Raw genomic sequence first — 21,021 nt, 5'->3', positions numbered from 1 at the left:
AATCACCTTGTTATGACTGTTCGCGCAGTTTGAAGCGTTGAATTTTGCCGGTGGCGGTTTTCGGCAGATCGTCGACGAATACGATATCGCGCGGATATTTATGCGGCGCGAGGCGGTCTTTCACGAATGCCTTCAACTCCTCCGCGAGTATCTCAGACGGCGCGAATTCACGCTTCAAAACCACGAACGCGCGCGTCTTGACGAGGCCGCCATGATCGACGCCGACCACTGCCGCTTCGAGCACCGCGTCGTGCTGCACCAGCACCATTTCCACTTCGACAGGCGAGACATACTGGCCGCTGACTTTCAGCATGTCGTCGCTGCGGCCCGCATAGACATAGCAGCCGTTGGGCAGCCGGCAGTACTTGTCGCCGCTGCGGATCCATTCGCCGAGAAAGGTGGCGCGCGACTTCTCACGGTTATTCCAGTACATCACGGCGGCGCTGGGTCCCTTGATATACAGGTCGCCGACTTCGCCGTCGGGCACCGCATGGCCGGCTTCGTCGCGCAATTCGATTTCGTAGCCGGGTACCGGTCGGCCGGTGGTGCCGTATTCGACCGCGCCCGCGCGATTCGACAGGAAGATATGCAGCATTTCCGTCGAGCCGATGCCGTCGAGAATCTCGCAGCCGAAGTGCGCGGTGAAGCGCTCGCCGATTTCACGCGGCAACGCCTCTCCCGCCGACGTGCAGATGCGTATCGCGACATCGGCGCGCGCGGGCAGGTTGGGCGACACGAGCATGTTCGCGTAGAGCGTGGGCACGCCGTAGAACACAGTGGGCCGATGTTCGACGAGGCGCGCGAAAATCGCGTCGGCGGTGGGGCGCTCGGCCATCAGGATCGCAGTCGCGCCGACCGAGAGCGGGAACGTCAGTCCATTGCCGAGACCGTACGCGAAGAACAGCTTGGCCGCGGAGAACACCACGTCGTTTTCGGCGATGCCGAGAATCGGCTTCGCATACAGTTCGGCGGTCCAGTACAGATTCGCATGCGTGTGGACGGTGCCCTTCGGCTTGCCGGTCGAACCCGACGAATACAGCCAGAAGGCGATATCGTCACATCCGGTTGCGGCGGCTTTGGCGGCGGGTGCGGCGGCATCGATCAGTTCTTCGAACAAAGGCGCGAGGCGCGGCTCGCTTTCGCGGGGCTGTGAGACGATCAGCTGACAGCCGTCATGTTCGGCTGACTCCAGCGCCTGCGTCACGTTCTGCACTAGCGCACCGGAGGCGATCACGGCGCGCGCGTGGCTGTGCGTGAGCATGTACACGTAGTCGGCAGGTGTGAGCAGCGTATTCGCGACGACCGGCACGACGCCCGCATAGAGTGCGCCGAGAAAGGCGACCGGCAGCGCAACGGTGTCGAGCATCACGAGCAGAATTCGCTCTTCGGGATGCACGCCGAGCGTACGCAGCGCGCTGGCGAAACGCCGCGCGCGTTCTTCGAGTTCGCCGTAGGTGGTGCTGCCGGTGTCGTCGATATAGGCGGTCTTGCCGGCGCGCGTTTCGTTCAGTCGAAACAGATAGGCCGCGAAATTGAATAGCGCGGGCGGCGCTTCGACCGTCGCGGCGGGCGGATTCGCCGCTTTTTCCAGCAGAGCTTCCATATGTCTCCTCCATCGGGTGGGCGCGGTCCGGCTGTTCTGTGCTCATGATCCGCTCGATGCCTGCACGCTCGTTGACGTGCCCGGTCCTGATTGCCTGGTTCGTGCGCGGCGGGTCAGGCCGCGGGCCAATGCGTCGCTTGCGTCAGCGTCCCGATTGCCGCGCTCGCAGCCTGGATTGCCGAGCGCCGGTGATAGAAAGCCAGCGCGCGCAAGCCGCCGAGTTCTTCGCCGCCGCCCGCGCGGCCCGGGCCGCCGTGCAGGGACATCGGCATCACGTTGCCGTGGCCGGTTTGACTGTGCTGCACCGAGGGCGAAATAGCATGCACGCGGCCGTGCGAATCCGCGAGTTCCAGCGCGAGGCGGCCGAGATGCGCGTCGTCGTTCGAATAGATCGAGGCGACGAGCGATCCCTGGCCGCGTCGCGCGAGAGCGACCGCGTGCGCTTCGGGCAGTGCGTTGGTGTCGGTGGTGACGCGATAGGGCGCCACGCTCGCCACCGGTCCGAATACTTCGACATCGTGCAGCAGCGTCGCGTTATCCGGATCGTTGACCACGAACAGATGCGGCGCGACGCAAGCCGCGATGTTTGCGTCGGCGTCGATGAGCGGCACAGCGGAGCTGTCGTAGGCGAGCACCGCTTCCTCACGCAGCGCCGCGATACCGGCCAGCACGTTTTCGTATTGCTCGCGGCTCACGAGTGAACCCATGCGCACCGCGTCGTTGCGCGGATTGCCGACGGTGATTTTCGCGAGCTTCGCCTTGAGTGCTTCGAGTACGGGTTCGAGTGCTGCTTCCGGTACGAAAGCACGACGGATCGCCGTGCATTTCTGGCCGGATTTCACCGTCATTTCGCGCACCACTTCCTTGATGAACAGGTCGAAGGCGGGTGTGTCGGGCGTAGCGTCGGCGCATAGAATCGCGCTGTTCAGACTGTCGGCTTCGACGTTCAGGCGTGCGCCGCGCTGCACGAAAGCCGGATGCGCGCGCAGCGTCGCGGCGGTGTCGGCCGAGCCGGTGAACGACACCACATCGAACGACCGGATCTGATCGAGCAGGCCCGCCGAACTGCCGCAAATGATGGAGAGCGCGCCGGGCGGCAGGATGCCTGCGTCGACCACATCGGCAACCATGCGTTGGGTGAGCCAGGCCGTCGCCGTGGCGGGCTTCACGATGACGGGCACGCCGGATAGCAACGCGGGCGCGGCCTTTTCCCACAAACCCCACGAAGGGAAATTGAACGCGTTGATAAAGAGCGCGACGCCGCGTGTCGGGCTCAGCACATGCTGCGCGCTGAACGATCGATCCTTGCTCAGCGACTCGGCGCTGCCGTCGCGCAGTGCATGCACTTCACCGAGCGATGCGCCGAGTTTCGCGTAGTAGGACAGCGTGAAAATGCCGCCGTCGATATCGACCGCCGAGTCGTTGCGCGTGGTGCCGGAGTTCGCGGTGGCGATCGCGTAGTAATCGCCGCGTTTCGCCTGCAGCAGCTTGACGATATCGGCGAGGCGGGCGGCGCGTTGCGCGTAGGTCAGCGCCCGCAATGCGGCGCCGCCGTCTTCGCGGGCAAAGCTGAATGCGCGAGCGAGGTCGAGGCCCTCGCTCGATACGCGCACGAGCGCCACGCCCGTTACCGGATCGGTGAGCGTGATGCCTGCACCCGTGCCCGCGATCCACTGGCCGGCTACATGGTTCTTCAATAGTTCGGTCATGGCGGCGCTCAGGCAGGAGTGAATTCGATCGCGCCTTGCGGCAGCAGATATAGCACCAGCGCCTCGCCGTTCGCTACCGTCGGACGATGCGCGGAGCCGGGGCCGTACACGCACCAGCCGGCCGGGTGGCCGTCGAAAGTGGCGCCTTCGGTCAGCGGCATGATCAGATCGATTTCGCCATTGGGATGAATATGGTGCGGACCGGCAATATCCTTCATATCGACGACGTCGACCGAAAAGCCGTGGGTGTCGGGCAGTGCCTTGAAGACGCGGCCATAGCGGATGCCGCCGCCTTCGCGCTGGCATAGCCAGCCTTCGGCGACGCCGCTCCGGCACGCGGCGGCAAGCTCGCGGAACGTGTCGCCGCCGGCGGGATACGTGTCGTTCAACCAGACCGCCAGCTTGCCGTCCAGCGGCCGGCCGGCGAGTTGCTCCGTGACGCCCGCAATCAGGCGCTGGAATTCATGTGGGGACATGCGAGCCTCCAGGTCGGCGCGTTCGGCCAGCGCACGCACGTTAATGCATGCGAGCCGTTGCGCACTCTCCGTGACGCCGCCGGAAAATCTCGACAGCGTTTGTTATTGGATCAATATTTGGCGAAAATTAACCGTTCACCACGTGTGTGTCAAGCACTATAGTACATATATCGCAGTTAAAGGGCGCCAAAACATGAACCAAAATTACTCTCCTGCGTCATTGGACGATTCCGCCGACGAGGATGCCGGCCGCGCGGAACGGGCCACGGAGCGCGGCGGCGAACGCGAGGAACGCGATCCCTTCCTGACGGCGATGGGCGAACGCGTGCGCCTGCTGCGTGCGCGCCGCGGCATGACCCGCAAGACGCTCGCCACGGAAACCGGGTTGTCGGAGCGGCATCTTGCGAATCTGGAGTCGGGCGTGGGCAATGCGTCCGTGCTGGTGCTGCGGCAGATTGCGGCCACTTTGAACTGTTCGCTCGCCGAGGTGATCGGCGACGAAACCACCGCTTCCGCCGAATGGCTGCTGATCCGTGAACTGCTGCACGGACGCGATCAGGCGGCGTTGCAGCGCGCCCGCATGGCGCTTGCCGAAATGTTCGCGCAGGCGCCGCGCGACCCGCATCGCAAGGACCGGATTGCGTTGATCGGCCTGCGCGGCGCCGGCAAATCCACGCTCGGGCGCATGCTGGCACAGGAGCGCAAGGTGCCGTTCGTCGAGCTCACGCGCGTGATCGAGCAACTGGCCGGCTGCCCGCCGTCGGAGATCCACTCGCTGTACGGGGCGGCCGCTTACCGGCGTTATGAACACCGGGCGCTCGAGGCCGTGATTCAGGAGCACGAGCATGCGGTGATTGCGTCGCCGGGCGGCCTCGTGTCCGAGTCGGGCACGTTCAATACGCTGCTGTCGCACTGCTACACGGTGTGGCTGCAAGCAGCGCCGGAGGAACATATGCGCCGCGTCGTCGCGCAGGGCGACCTGCGGCCGATGTCGGGCAACAAGGAGGCGATGGACGACCTGAAGCGCATCCTGGCGGGACGCAGCGAGCTGTATGGCCGCGCCGACATGAGCTTCGACACCAGCGAGAAAACCCTGGCCGACGCCTATCTGCAACTGCGCGACCGTCTCGCCGCAAGGCTGGCCGCCGAATCGCCGGATGAAGCGCGTGTGGGCTGACATGCATTCCTGCATCAGGGTTTACTAGCAAACATGCACTAAAGTGCTTTACATGGGTTGAACGATGCACTATTGTTCAAAAAACAATTTGCATCGTCCAGTCAGGAGACGCCCCCATGTCCACAGCAGAAACCGCCGTCGCGCCGGTCGACTACCGCACCGATCCCTCGCAGTACAAGCATTGGAAGCTGAGCTTCAACGGTCCCGTCGCGACACTCGGCATCGATATCGCCGAGGACGGCGGTATCCGTGACGGCTACAAGCTGAAGCTGAATTCCTACGATCTCGGCGTCGACATCGAACTGCACGACGCAATACAGCGCATCCGCTTCGAGCATCCGGAAGTCAGAACCGTGGTGCTGACGAGCCTGAAGGATCGCGTGTTCTGCTCGGGCGCGAACATCTTCATGCTCGGTCTTTCCACCCATGCGTGGAAGGTCAACTTCTGCAAGTTCACCAACGAAACGCGCAATGGCCTGGAAGATTCATCGCGCCATTCGGGTCTGAAGTTTCTCGCGGCGGTCAACGGCGCCTGCGCGGGCGGCGGCTACGAACTCGCGCTCGCCTGCGACGAGATCTATCTGGTGGATGACCGTTCGTCGTCGGTATCGCTGCCGGAAGTGCCGCTGCTCGGCGTGTTGCCGGGCACCGGCGGCCTGACGCGCGTGACCGACAAGCGCAAGGTGCGTCACGATCGCGCCGACATCTTCTGCACGGTGGTGGAAGGCGTGCGCGGCGAGCGCGCAAAGGCATGGCGCCTCGTGGATGAAGTCGTGAAGCCGAACCAGTTCGACCAGGCGATCCAGGCGCGCGCGCTCGAACTCGCCGCGCAGAGCGATCGTCCCGCGCACGCGCAAGGCGTGCCGCTCACGCGGATCGAACGCACCGATCGCGAAGACGGCCTCACTTATAAAACGCTCGACGTGACGATCGATCGTGCGAAGCGCATTGCAACGTTCACGGCCAAGGCTCCGCAAACCGAACCGCCCGCGAGTATCGACGCCATCGTCGCAGCCGGCGCGAACTGGTGGCCGTTGAAATTCGCCCGCGAATTCGACGACGCGATCCTGTCCATGCGCACCAACGAGCTTGCGGTCGGCACGTGGGTCTTCAGGACCGAAGGCGACGCCCGCCATCTGCTCGCCGCGGACGCCTCGCTGATGCAGCACAAAGACCACTGGTTCGTGCGCGAGACGATCGGCCTGTTGCGCCGCACGCTGGCGCGTATCGACGTCTCGTCGCGTTCGCTGTTCGCGCTGATCGAGCCAGGCTCGTGCTTTGCCGGCACCTTCGCGGAACTCGCGTTCGCCGCCGACCGCACTTATATGGCGGCGCTGCCGGCCAATGAAGACGAAGAGCCGGCCATCACGCTTTCGGAGGTCAACTTCGGCCTCTATCCGATGGTTACGCATCAATCACGTCTGGCCCGGCGTTTCTATGAAGAAACGGAACCGCTCGATGCCGTGCGCTCCCGGATCGGCCAGGCGATCAAGCCGGTCGAAGCCGAACGCCTCGGCCTCGTCACGGCGTCCCCCGACGACATTGACTGGGCCGACGAAATCCGCATTGCGCTCGAAGAACGCGCGGCCATGTCGCCGGATGCCTTGACCGGACTCGAAGCGAATCTGCGCTTCAACGGTCCGGAAACAATGGAGACGCGCATTTTCGGCCGTCTTACCGCGTGGCAGAACTGGATCTTCAACCGGCCGAACGCAGTGGGCGAGAAGGGCGCGCTCAAGGTGTACGGCAAGGGCAGCAAGGCGCAATTCGACGTCTCGCGCGTGTGATTCACATTTGATGCGCGCCTGATGCACATTGCAACGCCATCGACGCCATCGACGCCATCGACGCAGCGAGCGCGAGCCGGAGCGCCACTTGCCCGACACGCGCCTCTCATCGTCACTGCAGTTTCCGAACCAGGAACCGACTATGTCCACGATCAACTACAGCGAAAAGATTCCGAACAACGTCAACCTCGCCGACGACCGCACGCTGCAACGCGCGCTCGAACAATGGCAGCCGAATTTTCTGGCCTGGTGGGGCGACATGGGCCCGGAAGGCTCGCACGGCTACGATGTGTATCTGCGCACTGCAGTGAGCGTGGACGCCGGCGGCTGGGCGCATTTCGACCATGTGAAGATGCCGGACTACCGCTGGGGCATTTTCCTGACGCCCGGCGAGCAGGACCGCAAGATTCACTTCGGCGAACACAAGGGCGAAGCGGCCTGGCAGGACGTGCCCGGCGAGCATCGCGCCAATTTGCGGCGCATTATCGTGACGCAAGGCGATACGGAACCGGCGTCGGTCGAGCAGCAACGCCACCTTGGTCTGACGGCGCCCTCCATTTACGACTTGCGCAACCTGTTCCAGGTGAATGTGGAAGAGGGGCGCCACCTGTGGGCGATGGTGTATCTGTTGCATCGCTATTTCGGCCGCGACGGCCGTGAGGAAGCCGAAGCATTGCTCGGCCGCCGTTCAGGCGATGACGACAACCCGCGCATTCTGGGCGCGTTCAATGAGAAAACGCCGGACTGGCTCGCGTTCTTCATGTTCACGTACTTTACCGATCGCGACGGCAAATTCCAGTTGTCGGCGCTGGCCGAGTCGGGCTTCGATCCGCTCGCGCGCACCACGAAGTTCATGCTCACTGAAGAAGCGCACCACATGTTCGTCGGCGAGTCGGGTGTTTCGCGGGTCATCCAGCGCACCGCCAAGGTGATGAACGAACTGGGCACGGACGACGTCACGAAGATTCGCGCGGCCGGCGTGATCGATCTGCCGACCATTCAGCGTTATCTGAACTTCCACTACTCGGTCACTATCGATCTGTTCGGCGCGGATCATTCTTCCAACGCGGCCACGTTCTATAGCTCGGGCCTGAAGGGGCGCTATGAAGAAAACAGGCGCGAGGACGATCATCAACTGAACGGCCAGAGTTACAAGCTGCTCGACGTGCAGGACGGCAAGCTGGTCGAGCGCGAAGTGCCGATGCTCAATGCGATGAACGAAGTGCTGCGCGACGATTACATCAAGGATTCGGTGGCGGGCGTGGCGCGCTGGAACAAGGTGCTCGAAAAGGCCGGCATCGATTTCCGCATGACGGTGCCGCATAAGGCGTTCAATCGTCAGATCGGCACGTTCGCCGGCACGCGCGTATCGCCCGACGGTCGCGTGGTCAGCGAAACCGAATGGGCCGCCAACGAAGCGAAATGGCTCGCCACGCCGGAAGACCGCGCGTACGTCGCGTCGTTGATGGGACGCGTCACGGAAGCCGGCAAGTTCGCCAACTGGATCGCGCCGCCGGCAATGGGTGTGAACCGTCAGCCGGTCGATTTCGAATACGTGCGCTTCAACTGAACGCGCGGGCGGCGCGCGGCACGCTTGCGCTGCATATCCAGGTGGAGGAAGTCATGAACGGCCCAGTATCGATCGAAGTTCTCAGGCAGCATCTGATCGATCCGGAAATCTGCATTCGCTGCAATACGTGCGAAGAGACTTGCCCGGTCGATGCGATCACGCACGACGACAACAACTACGTGGTCAAGGCGGATATCTGCAACGGCTGCATGGCGTGTGTGCCGCCGTGTCCGACCGGCGCGATCGACAACTGGCGCACGGTGCTGAAAGCCGACGCGTACCCGATCGACGAGCAGTTCACGTGGGACGTGCTGCCGGAACAGAACACGATGGCCGTGGCCGCCGCGGACGAACTGTCGGGCGCGGGCGCGTCGGGCGATACGCCAGCGGACGCGAGCGGCATCGAAGTGGATACCGTGCGGGGTTCGGTCGTGCCGCCGTGGTCGGCCGCTAAGCCCTATGTGAATCTCTACACGCACAAGGCGCCGACTACCGCAACGGTGGTCGGCAATTACCGGTTGACCGATGGTTCGACCGACAGCGACATTCATCATATCGTGCTGGATTTCGGCGCTATGCCGTTTCCGGTGCTGGAAGGACAGTCGATCGGCATTTTGCCGCCTGGCTCGACTGCCGACGGCCGCGCGCATCACGCGCGCCAGTATTCGATCGCGAGCCCGCGCGACGGCGAGCGGCCCGGTTATAACAACATCTCGCTGACGGTCAAACGAGTATCGCAGCAGCACGGCGATTCGACTGATGGCGTATGTTCGAACTATCTGTGCGATCTGAAGAAGGGCGACGTGGTCAATGTGATCGGCCCGTTCGGCGGAACCTTCCTGATGCCGAATCATCCGAACTCGCATCTGCTGATGATCTGCACGGGTACGGGTTCAGCGCCGATGCGCGCGATGACCGAGTATCGTCGCCGGCGCCGTCTGAAGGGCGCAACGGGCAAGCTGATGTTGTTCTTCGGCGCGCGGACCAAAGAAGAGTTGCCGTACTTCGGGCCCCTTACGAATCTGCCGAAGGATTTCATCGATACCAATCTGGCGTTTTCGCGCACGCCGGGCCAACCAAAGCGCTATGTTCAGGACGCCATGCGCGAGCGCGCGGTCGACGTGGCGCATATGCTCAGGGATGAGAATACGCATATCTACGTGTGCGGGTTGAAGGGTATGGAAGACGGCGTGCTACAGGCGCTGAAGGAGATCGGCGAGCAGCATCAGCTGGATTGGGATGGGCTGTGGGCGAGGCTCAAGCGGGAGGGGAGGCTGCATCTGGAGACGTATTGACACCGGAACTCACCGTGCCGCCTCACAATCGTCTTCACCGGCAGACGCGGTGAGATTGTCGTATTTAACAACCGTGCCGCGCAGCGCGTCGAGCGGGCACCGTTCCGCTCGACGGTAGGGCCGCACTTCAAGCACGGGTTTGCCGTGGTCCGTCACGATCAGGCTTTCGCCGGAAAATTCCACTTGCCGAAAGAACTCGAGCGCTCTGGTTTTGAACCCGGACTTCGATACCAGATTCCGTTGCATGATTTTCTCGATAGTCATCTGTTTAAAGCCGTAATTCTGCCCCCTGGATGCGCCGCTTAGGTAAGCCGCTCAGGTGCTCTGCCCCAACAGGTCCGACTTCTCCGGCGACACCGCACCACACGCCCGAATCACCAACTGCACGACTTCCTCTGTCGTTGCCTCGAACGCTTTCTGCGTCAACGCACGCTTGCCTTTGAGCGCGCGGATCTGCGCGTCGAAGTCGGCATAGTGCTGGGTCGTCGCCCAGATCATGTACATCAGCGTTTGCGCATTCAACGGCGCAAGCAACCCGCGCGCAATCCAGTCGTCGATCACTTTCACGCGGCTATCCAGCCACGGCTTCACGCGCTCCGTGAGAATGTCCTCCATGTGTTCCGCGCCGTGAATGATCTCGCTCGCCCACACTTTCGAGCCGAGCGGCCGGCGACGCGACAATTCCATTTTCGCGCGCACATAGCCGCCAATCGCTTCGACCGGATCGTCGCTGCACTCGAACGTGTCGGCCGCGCGATACCAGTCTTCAAACAGATCTTCCAGCACGCGGCGATATAGCGCGAGCTTTGTCGGGAAGTAGTAATGCAGGTTGGCTTTCGGCAAGCCTGCGCGCTCCGCGATCATCGCCGTGCTGGTGCCGTCGAGTCCGCGCTCGGCGAAAACCGCCTCGGCGCACGCCAGAAGATGCGCTTCATTCGATTCGCGAATGTGTGCCTTGCGCCGCCGCAAAGGTACGCGTGTTTCTTCGTTTTCGGTGATCTCGGCTGCCACGTCGTCTTCTCTCATGTTCGCCCTTGACGGCATATGTGCCGCGTCGCGCTTCATTCTAGTCGTTTGGGCCAGTACCCACACGCGCATTCGCCACCTGCGGCAAACACATGCTGCAATGCAATGGCACGCTTCTCGCTATGTTTCTCACCGAACAAAAAGTGTTGATTTGGCGAGTTTAATCGTCTACAACCTGTCCAACTGGACAGGATTGGAAGAGCGGCCGATACCCCAGGGTTTGCCCTCTGTATAAGAGAGGATCAAAGGCATCACGCGTGCACCGGCGCCGTGCGGATACGCCCCAAAACCCGCCACCGATGCACCAGTTTTATGTCGGTCCACCGAAAGGAGCGAGACGAATGAACGCGGTATCCGAAGCGCTGAAACACGCCGAACCCGCTACGTCGATCAAGGTCGACGGCAAGCGGTTATGGGACAGCCTGATGACGATGGCGAAGATCGGCGCAACGCCCAAAGGCGGCGTTTGCCGCCTCGCGCTGACCGACCTCGACAAGGAAGGGCGCGACCTGATAGTCAGTTGGGCGAAGCAAGCCGGTTGCGCGGTCAGTGTCGATCAGATGGGCAACGTGTTCATGCGCCGCGCCGGGCGCAATCCCGCCGCGCTGCCGGTCGTGACCGGTTCGCACGCTGACTCGCAGCCGACCGGCGGCCGCTTTGACGGCATCTACGGTGTGCTGGGCGGCCTCGAAGTGATTCGAAGTCTGAACGATCACGGCATCGAGACGGAGCATCCCGTCGAAGTGGTGATCTGGACCAACGAGGAAGGCTCGCGCTTCGCGCCGGCAATGGTGGCCTCGGGCGTGTTCGCCGGCGTGTTCACACTCGACTACGGCCTTTCGCGCAAGGACGTGGATGGCAAGACCATCGGCGAGGAACTCAAGCGTATCGGCTATGCAGGCGATCTGCCGTGCGGCGGGCGTCCGCTGCACGCGGCGTTCGAATTGCATATCGAACAGGGACCGATTCTCGAAGCCGAACAGAAAACCATCGGCGTGGTGACCGACGCGCAAGGCCAGCGCTGGTACGAAATCACGCTGACGGGACAGGAGGCGCACGCGGGGCCGACGCCCATGCCGCGCCGCCGCGACGCCTTGCTCGGCGCCGCGCGCGTGGTCGATCTGGTCAATCGCATTGGTCTGGACAACGCGCCGTTCGGTTGCGCGACGGTCGGCATGATGCAGGTCTATCCGAACTCGCGCAACGTGATTCCGGGCCGCGTGTTTTTCACCGTCGATTTCCGCCATCCGGACGATGCGGTGCTCGCGAAAATGGATGCCGCGTTGCGCCAGGGCGTCGCGGATATCGCAAACGGTATTGGTCTTGAAACCGAGTTGGAGCAGATCTTTTATTACGCGCCCGTCGCGTTCGACGAAGCCTGCATTAAGTCCGTACGCGCGGCTGCGGAACGCTTCGGTTATCCGCATCGCAACATGGTGTCCGGTGCGGGTCACGATGCCTGTTATCTGTCCCAGGTCGCGCCGACTTCGATGGTGTTCGTGCCATGCGTGGACGGCATCAGTCACAACGAGATCGAAGACGCCACCTTCGAGTGGATCGAGGCGGGCGCCAACGTGCTGCTGCACGCCATGCTGGAGCGTGCATGCGAGCCGGTTTCATGACGACGTCGTAGCGATCCGGCGGTTGCGGTCGTTTCACCCGCTTTACCGTAGTGCCCATAAAACAAGCCGTCCCGGCTGCGCTCGAAGCGCGGCCGGCGGGAGCGGCTGCGTCCTCACATCGAAGAAGGAACGAGTATGGCCATCAAGCAAACCGGCGACATTGCCGCTCAGCGCCTGTCGCCCGAGCAGCTCTCGTGCGAGTTCTCCGACATCGCACCGCTGCTCGACGCGAGCGCCGCGGCCGCGGCGGCGAGCCGCTGTCATTACTGTTACGACGCGCCGTGCGTGAACGCGTGCCCCACGCAGATCGACATTCCCAGTTTCATCCGCAAGATCAGCAACGGCAATCTGAAGGGCGCGGCCGTGGACATTCTGTCGGCCAACCCGATGGGCGGCATGTGCGCACGCGTCTGCCCCACGGAAATTCTTTGTGAAGGCGCTTGCGTGCGCAACCATCAGGATGCGAAACCAGTGGCGATCGGCGCGCTGCAACGTCATGCGACGGACTGGGCGATGGCGCGCGGCGAAGTGCTGTTCAAGCGCGCGGCGGAAACCGGACGGCACGTCGCGGTGGTCGGCGCGGGTCCGGCGGGACTCGCCTGCGCGCATCGGCTTGCGCTTGCCGGCCACACCGTGACGATCTACGACGCTCACGAAAAAGCCGGCGGCCTGAACGAATACGGCATTGCCGCCTACAAAACCGTCGATGATTTTGCGCAGCGTGAAGTGGCGTGGCTGTGCTCCGTTGGCGGTATCGAAATCAAACATGGCGTGGCGCTTGGTCGCGATATCGAGCTCGACACGCTGCGCAAGCAGCACGACGCGGTGTTCCTCGCTATCGGCCTCGGCGGCGTGCGGGCGCTCGCGATGGAAGGCGAAGACCTTGGCGGTGTGATGAACGCGGTGGACTTCATCGAACAGGTGCGCAGCGCGAGCGACCTCGGCACGGTGCCGGTGGGCCGGCGCGTCGTCGTGATCGGCGGCGGCAATACGGCGGTGGATGCTGCCGTGCAAAGCCGCAAGCTCGGCGCGGCGTCGGTGACGATGGTGTACCGGCGCGGCGTCGAAGCAATGAGCGCCACCTGGGCCGAGCGCGACTTCGCTCAGACCAGTGGCGTGACGCTCATCACGCATGCCACGCCGATGCGGTTGATTGGCGACAACGGCGTGGTCACGGGTGTCGAATTCGCACGTGCGTCGAATGATGGCGGCGAGGAGCGCTTCGTAGTCGAAGCCGACATGGTGCTCAAGGCGATCGGTCAAACGCTGGTGCCGGTCGGCATCGGGCGCGAGTTGCTGACCTTGGACGGTAGCCGTATCGCCGTCGACGCGAACGGCCAGACCTCGCTGGCAAACGTATGGGCCGGCGGCGATTGCGCGGCCACTGGTGGCATCGATCTCACGGTGCAGGCGGTTCAGGACGGCAAGGTCGCCGCTGCCGCTATCGATGCGCAGTTTGCCCGCACGGCGGCGAAAGCCGCCTGAAGCGAATCGAGCCAAATCACGTAACGAAAACAGACAAAAAACAGCAGTCCCCAAGGAGCCGAAAGCGAATCGAGCCAAATCACGTAACGAAAACAGACAAAAAACAGCAGTCCCCAAGGAGCCGAACATGGCCGATCTGCGCTGTACGATTGCCGGCATCACTTCGCCGAATCCCTTCTGGCTCGCCTCCGCGCCGCCGACCGACAAAGCCTATAACGTGAACCGCGCCTTCGAGGCGGGCTGGGGCGGCGTGGTGTGGAAGACGCTCGGCCTCGACCCGCACGTGGTGAACGTCAGCTCGCGCTACGGCGCGGTGCAATGGAACGGCCAGCGTATCGCGGGCCTGAACAATATCGAGCTGATCACCGACCGTCCGCTCGACGTCAATCTGAAGGAAATCGCGCAAGTCAAACGCGACTGGCCAGACCGCGCGATGATCGTCTCGCTGATGGTGCCGTGCAACGAACGCGACTGGAAATGGATTCTGCCGCTTGTCGAAGACACCGGCGCGGATGCGGTCGAACTGAATTTCGGCTGCCCGCATGGCATGAGCGAACGCGGCATGGGCGCGGCGGTGGGCCAGGTGCCCGAGTACGTGGAGATGGTCACGCGCTGGGTCAAGGAGGGCACGAAACTGCCGTGCCTCGTCAAACTGACGCCGAACATCAGCGACATTCGTCTGGGTTCGCGCGCGGCCTATAAAGGCGGCGCGGACGGCGTGTCGCTGATCAACACGATCAACTCGATCGTGGCGGTCGATCTCGACGCAATGTCGCCGTTGCCGATGGTCGACGGCAAAGGCACGCACGGCGGCTACTGCGGCCCGGCCGTGAAGCCGATCGCGCTGAACATGGTCGCGGAAATCGCGCGCGACGCGGAAACGCCGAACCTGCCGATTTCCGGCATCGGCGGAATCTCCTCATGGCGCGACGCCGCCGAATTCATGGTGCTCGGCGCGGGCAGCGTGCAGGTCTGCACGGCGGCGATGCACTACGGATTCCGTATCGTTTCCGATCTCGCCGACGGCCTCTCCAACTGGATGGACGAAAAAGGCTACGCGACGCTCGACGACATTCGCGGCCGCGCCGTGCCGAACGTGACCGACTGGAAATACCTGAACCTCAAATACGACATCAAGGCGCGCATCGACCAGGACAAGTGCATTCAGTGCGGCCTGTGCCATATCGCCTGCGAAGACACGGCTCACCAGGCCATCATGAAAGAAAAAGATGGCGTCCGGCATTTTGAAGTGATGGACTCCGAATGTGTCGGCTGCAATCTGTGCATGCATGTGTGTCCGGTCGAGCAGTGCATCACGATGGAACGCGTGGACAACGGCGAGTACGCGAACTGGACCACGCATCCGAACAACCCGGCGCGAGTGGGGGCCGGACAAAGCGCCACGGCGGACGCCGCTGAAACCGCCGAGCCCGCGCATGCCCACGCGGCCAAAGCCGCCTGAAACATGGGTTGTTGGCAGCAAACGCAGCGCTAGTACTGAACCTGTCATTCCCCAAGGCCCGACGCGCCGTGAGAGCCGCGCGGGCCGCAACGATCGAGTGGAGATCCCTAGATGAAGCAGACAGCGCAACCCGCCGAGCCGCAGTTCGCAACCGGCGTGCAGGGCAGCAGTCTTTACAACGACGACCTGGCGCCGACCGGTATCGCGCAGCGCACATGGAAGTGGTATCACTTCGCGGCGCTCTGGGTAGGGATGGTGATGAACATCGCGTCCTACATGCTCGCCGCTGGTTTGACGGAAGAGGGCATGTCGCCGTGGCAAGCGGTGATGACCGTGCTGCTCGGCAACCTGATCGTGCTGGTGCCGATGCTGCTGATCGGCCATGCGGGCGCGAAGCACGGCATTCCGTACGCGGTGCTGGTGCGCTCCTCGTTCGGCACGCAGGGCGCCAAACTGCCGGCGATGCTGCGCGCGATCGTCGCCTGTGGCTGGTACGGGATTCAGACGTGGCTCGGCGGCAGCGCGATCTATACGCTGCTGAACATTCTCACCGGCAACGCGCTGCACGGCGCGGCTTTGCCGTTCCTCGACATCTCGCTTGCGCAACTGGCCTGTTTCCTCGTGTTCTGGGCGCTGCAGATCTACTTCATCGTGCATGGCACCGATTCGATCCGCTGGCTCGAAAGCTGGTCCGCGCCGATCAAGATCGTGATGTGCATTGCGCTCGTATGGTGGGCGACATCCAAAGCGGGCGGTCTGGGCTCGATGCTGTCGGCGCCGTCGCAATTCGTGCCGGGCGGCAAGAAAGAGGGCATGTTCTGGATTACCTTCTGGCCCGGCCTTACCGCAATGGTCGGATTCTGGGCCACCCTCGCATTGAATATTCCCGACTTCACGCGTTTTGCCAGAACCCAGCGTGATCAGATCATCGGCCAGTCAGTCGGCTTGCCGGTGCCGATGGCGTTGCTCTCGGTGATCTCGGTGGTGGTCACGTCGGCCACCGTGGTGATTTACGGCAAGGCGATCTGGGATCCGATCGACCTGACGAGCCGCATGACCGGCATCGGCGTGGGCGTCGCGCTGATCATCCTCACACTCGACACCATGTGCTGCAATCTCGCGGCAAATCTCGTCGGCCCGGCCTATGATTTTTCGAGCCTGTGGCCCAAAGGTATTTCGTATCGCGTGGGCGGCATGATCACCGCGACCATCGCAATCGTGATGATGCCGTGGAAGATTCTCGCCACCACGCAAGGCTATATCTTTACGTGGCTGGTCGGCTATTCGGCCTTGCTCGGGCCGGTGGCCGGTATTCTGATGGTCGACTATTTCCTGATTCGCGGCACGCGCCTCGATACGCGTGAACTGTTCGACGAACACGGCGAGTACAGCTATACCGGCGGCTGGAATATCGGCGCGGTGGTCGCGCTCGTGATCGGCGTGCTGCCGAATCTGCCGGGCTTTTTGCACACGGCGTTTCCGGCGTCGTTCCCGAACGTGCCGGCGATCTTCAATACGCTCTATACGTATGCGTGGTTTGTCGGATTGGCGTTGGCGTCGATCGTATACAGCGCGTGGATGAAGCTGAGCAAGGGACCCAGCGCGCGCGTGGCGAGTGCATGAGCAGGAACGAAGTACGTAGTACCGAAACCAGCAGTTCATAAGGAGGCGGCAACATGACGACCCTGATTCGCGGCGGCACGATTATCGACGCGGAGAACACCTATCGTGCGGACGTGTTGTGTGCGGACCCGCAGGACGGCGGCACGATCCTGCAGATCGGCGAGGATCTGGAGGCGCCGGCGGGTGCCACGATCGTCGACGCGGGCGGGCAGTATGTGATGCCCGGCGGCATCGACCCGCACACGCATATGGAATTGCCGTTCATGGGCACCACGGCGAGCGACGATTTCTACACCGGTACGGCCGCGGGTTTATCGGGCGGCACCACGAGCATCATCGACTTCGTGATTCCGAGCCCGAAGCAGCCGCTGATGGAGGCCTTCGAGGAATGGCGCGGCTGGGCCGGGAAAGCGTCTTCGGACTACGGCTTTCATGTCGCGGTGACGTGGTGGGACGATTCGGTCTATCGCGACATGGGCACGCTGGTGCACGAACACGGCGTGTCGAGTTTCAAGCACTTCATGGCCTATAAAAACGCGATCATGGCCGACGACGAAGTACTGGTGAACAGCTTCTCCCGTTCGCTCGAACTCGGCGCGCTGCCCACCGTGCATGCGGAAAACGGTGAGCTGGTGTTCCAGTTGCAGCGTCAGTTGCTGGCGAAAGGCTTTACCGGTCCGGAGGCGCATCCGCTGTCGCGGCCGCCCGAAGTGGAGGGCGAAGCGGCCAATCGCGCGATCCGGATCGCGCAGGTGCTGGGCGTGCCGGTGTATATCGTGCACGTGTCCGCAAAAGACGCGGTGGATGCCATTGCGCGCGCGCGCAGCGAAGGTCTGCGCGTATTCGGCGAGGTGCTGCCGGGCCATCTGGTGATCGACGAAGCGGTGTATCGCGATCCCGACTGGACCCGCGCGGCGGCCCACGTAATGAGCCCGCCGTTCCGCTCGGCCGAGCATCGCGAGGCGTTGTGGCGCGGTTTGCAAGCCGGCCAGCTGCATACCACGGCGACCGATCACTGCGTCTTCTGCGCGTCGCAAAAGGCGATGGGCCGCGAGGACTTCACGAAGATCCCGAACGGCTGCGGCGGCGTGGAAGACCGGATGGCGGTGCTCTGGCATCACGGCGTGAATTCCGGGCGTCTCACGCCGAACGAGTTCGTGCGTATCACTTCGACGAACGCCGCGCAGATTTTCAACCTGTATCCCCGCAAAGGCGCGGTGCGGGTTGGCGCGGATGCCGACCTGGTAGTGTGGGACCCGAACGCGAGCAGGACGATTTCGGTGAAGACGCATCATCAGAAAGTGGACTTCAACGTGTTCGAAGGCATGACGGTGCAAGGCGTGGCGATGCACACGCTCACGCGCGGCGCGCTCGCGTGGACCGACGGCGAGTTGCGCGCGGTGCGAGGTGCGGGCCGTTATCTGAAGCGCCCGCCCAACGGCGCTTACTTCGACGCGATCCGGGTCGCCAACAGGCGCAAGGAGCCGCATCCGGTGGAGCGGTAGGCTACTGGCAGTCCCACGGGTGGCGCCGCCATCGCATGCGGCGCCACCCGTTTTTCCATGCCGGGCGTTCGCTCCGGCAGCACTCCTCTCGCGTTTTCCCCGATGGCGCGCAACACACGTTCCATGTTGCGATGCATGCCGCGCCTGCTCTATCTGCTGTAGAGTTGAAATCCACGTCATGTCAGAGGTCATGGCTGTTCGCTTAGCACGCAAGCGCATATGGATCGAAAACCTGATCCTTTGTAAAAACCCAGGCCATTTGCTACAGTCCGCCCACTCAGCCGGGCTCAAACGCCGGCGGGGACTGTCCAACACAAGACCAAGCCACCGACGTGGCCTATTTGACGGAGCCGCCTGATGAAATCGATTCGTTCCATTCTGCTGATCGCGTTGTTCCAGGCGGTGGCCGTGAGCTCCGCATTCGCCGCCGATGAACTCGCGCAGATCAAATCCGCCGGCGTGTTCAGGATCGGCACCGAAGGCACCTATGCGCCGTTCACGTATCACGACGAATCCGGCAAGCTGACCGGCTTCGACGTGGAAATCGGCACGGCGATCGCGCAGCGTCTCGGCGTCAAGCCGCAATTCGTCGAAGGCAAATGGGACGGTCTGATCGCCGGTCTCGACGTGAACCGTTACGACGCGGTGATCAACGAAGTGGCCATCACGGACGCACGCAAGGTCAAATACGATTTCTCCGACCCGTACATCACTTCGCACGCCGCGTTGATCGTGCAGTCGAACAACACCACGATCAGGAATTTCGACGACCTGAAGGGCAAGAAGTCGGCCAACACGCTGACCAGCAACTTCGGCAAGATCGCGGCCGCGCACGGCGCGGAAGTGATTCCCGTGCAGGGCTTCAATGAATCGATCGACCTGCTGACCTCGGGCCGCGTGGATGCCACCGTCAACGACTCGCTGTCGTTCCTCGACTTCAAGAAGCACAAGCCGGACGCAAAGGTGAAGATCGCCGCGCTCGATACGTCGAGCGACAGCAGCGACAAATCCGCCGTGCTGATCAGGAAGGGCAACCCTGATTTGCAGGCGGCGATCAACAAGGCGCTCGCCGACATCAGGAAAGACGGCACCTACGCGAAGATTTCGCAGAAGTATTTCGGCAAGGACGTCTCCCAGTAAACGCCTTTCCGCGAGTCTGAATCATGCCGGCATGGTTGCATCTGATGGCGCAGTCGCTGTGGCCCCTGCTGTATGCGGGGCTCGTGTTCACCGTGCCGCTCACGCTGATATCGTTTGCGATCGGGCTGGCGCTCGCGTTCCTCGTCGCGCTGGTGCGTCTGTTCGGACCGAAGTGGGCCGTCGCGATCGTGCGCTTCTACGTGTGGCTGTTTCGCGGCTCACCGTTGCTCGTGCAACTATTCGTGATCTTCTACGGATTGCCGAACGTGGGCATCGTGCTCGATCCGTTGACGGCGGCGATCATCGGCTTTTCGCTGAATGTCGGCGCGTATAACTCCGAAGTGATACGCGGTGTGATCGAGTCGATCCCGAAAGGACAGTGGGAAGCGGCGTATTCGATGGGTATGACGCGCGAGCAGGCCTTGCGTCGCGCGATCCTGCCGCAAGCGGCGCGCGTTGCGCTGCCGCCGTTGTCGAATTCGTTTATCGCTCTGGTGAAAGACACCTCGCTCGCCGCGGTGCTGACCGTGCCTGAAGTGTTTCAGGCGGCGCAGCGGATCGCGTCGGTGACTTACGAGCCGCTGATCCTGTACACCGAGGCGGCCCTGGTTTATCTGGTCTTCAGTTCGGTGTTGTCGTCGGCGCAGGTCAGGCTCGAGCGCAAATTCGGCCGCCACGCACTTTTCCATGCAGGCAACTGATGATCCGACTGGAAAAAATCGACAAGTACTTCGGCGGCCAACGGGTACTGAACTCGGTCGATCTTCAACTTGCCTCGGGTAATGTCACCGCCTTGATCGGTCCGTCAGGCAGCGGTAAAAGCACGCTGCTGCGTTGCGTGAATCTGCTCGAGATTCCCGAGTCCGGTTCGCTCGAACTCGGCGACCAGCGGCTGGAATTCAGCCGCGAGCACAAACCCTCGCGCGAAACGGTACTGACGATTCGCCGCCGCACGGGCATGGTGTTTCAGAACTTCCAACTGTTTCCGCATCTGACGGTGCGGCAGAACGTGATGGAAGGTTTGCTGACCGTGCTGAAGTGGGACAAGGACAAGGCGCGGGTTCGTGCCGACGAATTGCTGGAGAAGGTCGGCATCGCGCAGAAGGCGGATGCGTGGCCCTCCACGCTGTCCGGCGGTCAGCAGCAGCGTGTGGCGATTGCGCGGGCGTTGGCGCCGTCGCCGGAAGTGTTGCTGTGCGACGAGCCGACCTCGGCGCTCGATCCCGGTCTTGCCGCGGAAGTGGTGGAGGTGCTCAAGCAACTCGCCACCGAAGGCATGACCATGCTGATGGCCACGCACGACTTGCGGCTTGCCGCGACGATCGCGCGCGACGTGGTGTTTCTGAATAACGGCGTGGTGGTGGAGGCGGGGCCGTCGCGCCAGATTTTCATGCAGCCGCGTGCGCAGGAAACCGGGCGTTTCGTGTCGACGCTGACACACAGTCTGCCGGATGAGTGGACTGCGTCGAACTGACCTGCGAAGCACCAAAGCGGTAACCATGCAGTAATTCAGCGATACAGCAGCGCAGCAGGTCAAAAAA

General features: G+C 62.8%; 17 protein-coding genes. 12 read left to right on the top strand and 5 right to left on the bottom strand.

Going from position 1 to position 21,021, the window contains the following annotated elements; genetic code table 11:
• Nucleotides 1-10 precede the first annotated feature (10 nt).
• The 3 genes from BXE_RS14870 to BXE_RS14860 all read right to left on the bottom strand — a co-directional run bounded on the left by BXE_RS14870 (nucleotide 11) and on the right by BXE_RS14860 (nucleotide 3,788).
• Nucleotides 11-1,603, bottom strand: a complete 1,593-nt coding sequence (locus BXE_RS14870; RefSeq protein WP_011489107.1) for a benzoate-CoA ligase family protein — start codon at nucleotides 1,601-1,603, stop codon at nucleotides 11-13.
• 113 nt (nucleotides 1,604-1,716) lie between these two features.
• On the bottom strand, nucleotides 1,717-3,312 hold the full coding sequence (locus BXE_RS14865; RefSeq protein WP_011489106.1) for a 3,4-dehydroadipyl-CoA semialdehyde dehydrogenase: 1,596 nt from the start codon (nucleotides 3,310-3,312) through the stop codon (nucleotides 1,717-1,719).
• 8 nt (nucleotides 3,313-3,320) lie between these two features.
• Complete coding sequence (locus BXE_RS14860; RefSeq protein ID WP_011489105.1) at nucleotides 3,321-3,788, bottom strand: DUF4863 family protein; 468 nt, start codon at nucleotides 3,786-3,788, stop codon at nucleotides 3,321-3,323.
• A gap of 193 nt (nucleotides 3,789-3,981) precedes the next feature.
• Between BXE_RS14860 and BXE_RS14855 the strand changes: the two genes are divergently transcribed.
• From BXE_RS14855 to boxA, 4 genes are all read left to right on the top strand, one after another.
• Nucleotides 3,982-4,965, top strand: coding sequence for a helix-turn-helix transcriptional regulator (locus BXE_RS14855; protein WP_011489104.1), 984 nt, complete (start codon nucleotides 3,982-3,984; stop codon nucleotides 4,963-4,965).
• 116 nt (nucleotides 4,966-5,081) lie between these two features.
• Complete coding sequence (gene boxC / locus BXE_RS14850; protein ID WP_011489103.1) at nucleotides 5,082-6,752, top strand: 2,3-epoxybenzoyl-CoA dihydrolase; 1,671 nt, start codon at nucleotides 5,082-5,084, stop codon at nucleotides 6,750-6,752.
• A gap of 142 nt (nucleotides 6,753-6,894) precedes the next feature.
• Nucleotides 6,895-8,322 (top strand): benzoyl-CoA 2,3-epoxidase subunit BoxB, encoded by a 1,428-nt coding sequence (gene boxB, locus BXE_RS14845; RefSeq protein WP_011489102.1) that lies wholly within the window; start codon nucleotides 6,895-6,897, stop codon nucleotides 8,320-8,322.
• Between the two features lie 53 nt (nucleotides 8,323-8,375).
• Complete coding sequence (gene boxA / locus BXE_RS14840) at nucleotides 8,376-9,617, top strand: benzoyl-CoA 2,3-epoxidase subunit BoxA (protein ID WP_011489101.1); 1,242 nt, start codon at nucleotides 8,376-8,378, stop codon at nucleotides 9,615-9,617.
• A 9-nt stretch (nucleotides 9,618-9,626) separates the two neighbouring features.
• Here the strand turns inward: boxA and BXE_RS14835 are convergent, their stop codons facing one another.
• Nucleotides 9,627-9,863, bottom strand: a complete 237-nt coding sequence (locus BXE_RS14835) for a type II toxin-antitoxin system Phd/YefM family antitoxin (RefSeq protein WP_038457655.1) — start codon at nucleotides 9,861-9,863, stop codon at nucleotides 9,627-9,629.
• Nucleotides 9,864-9,932: 69 nt separating this feature from the next.
• Complete coding sequence (locus BXE_RS14830; protein WP_193352950.1) at nucleotides 9,933-10,682, bottom strand: TetR/AcrR family transcriptional regulator; 750 nt, start codon at nucleotides 10,680-10,682, stop codon at nucleotides 9,933-9,935.
• 302 nt (nucleotides 10,683-10,984) lie between these two features.
• Between BXE_RS14830 and BXE_RS14825 the strand changes: the two genes are divergently transcribed.
• From BXE_RS14825 to BXE_RS14790, 8 genes are all read left to right on the top strand, one after another.
• On the top strand, nucleotides 10,985-12,265 hold the full coding sequence (locus BXE_RS14825; protein WP_011489098.1) for a Zn-dependent hydrolase: 1,281 nt from the start codon (nucleotides 10,985-10,987) through the stop codon (nucleotides 12,263-12,265).
• Between the two features lie 135 nt (nucleotides 12,266-12,400).
• A complete protein-coding gene (locus BXE_RS14820; protein WP_011489097.1) occupies nucleotides 12,401-13,750 on the top strand; it encodes an NAD(P)-dependent oxidoreductase in 1,350 nt (449 codons plus the stop codon).
• A gap of 127 nt (nucleotides 13,751-13,877) precedes the next feature.
• On the top strand, nucleotides 13,878-15,212 hold the full coding sequence (gene preA / locus BXE_RS14815) for an NAD-dependent dihydropyrimidine dehydrogenase subunit PreA (RefSeq protein ID WP_011489096.1): 1,335 nt from the start codon (nucleotides 13,878-13,880) through the stop codon (nucleotides 15,210-15,212).
• Nucleotides 15,213-15,323: 111 nt separating this feature from the next.
• A complete protein-coding gene (locus BXE_RS14810) occupies nucleotides 15,324-16,835 on the top strand; it encodes an NCS1 family nucleobase:cation symporter-1 (RefSeq protein WP_011489095.1) in 1,512 nt (503 codons plus the stop codon).
• 53 nt (nucleotides 16,836-16,888) lie between these two features.
• Nucleotides 16,889-18,340: a dihydropyrimidinase gene (hydA, locus tag BXE_RS14805; RefSeq protein ID WP_011489094.1), complete on the top strand. Its 1,452-nt coding sequence runs from the start codon at nucleotides 16,889-16,891 to the stop codon at nucleotides 18,338-18,340.
• A 357-nt stretch (nucleotides 18,341-18,697) separates the two neighbouring features.
• The gene (locus BXE_RS14800) at nucleotides 18,698-19,480 is read left to right on the top strand and encodes an amino acid ABC transporter substrate-binding protein (protein WP_011489093.1); all 783 of its coding nucleotides are present in this window, start codon (nucleotides 18,698-18,700) and stop codon (nucleotides 19,478-19,480) included.
• 23 nt (nucleotides 19,481-19,503) lie between these two features.
• Complete coding sequence (locus tag BXE_RS14795) at nucleotides 19,504-20,181, top strand: amino acid ABC transporter permease (protein ID WP_007181165.1); 678 nt, start codon at nucleotides 19,504-19,506, stop codon at nucleotides 20,179-20,181.
• Entirely contained in the window at nucleotides 20,181-20,954 is a 774-nt protein-coding gene (locus tag BXE_RS14790; protein ID WP_011489092.1) for an amino acid ABC transporter ATP-binding protein, read from the top strand. Before BXE_RS14795 ends, BXE_RS14790 begins: the two co-directional genes overlap by 1 nt.
• Nucleotides 20,955-21,021 lie beyond the last annotated feature (67 nt).

The organism is Paraburkholderia xenovorans LB400, from assembly GCF_000013645.1.
In the GTDB taxonomy this organism is placed as follows: Bacteria; Pseudomonadota; Gammaproteobacteria; order Burkholderiales; family Burkholderiaceae; genus Paraburkholderia; species Paraburkholderia xenovorans.
Note: the sequence above shows the minus strand (reverse complement) of the source record. Positions and strands in the feature narration are given on the sequence as shown.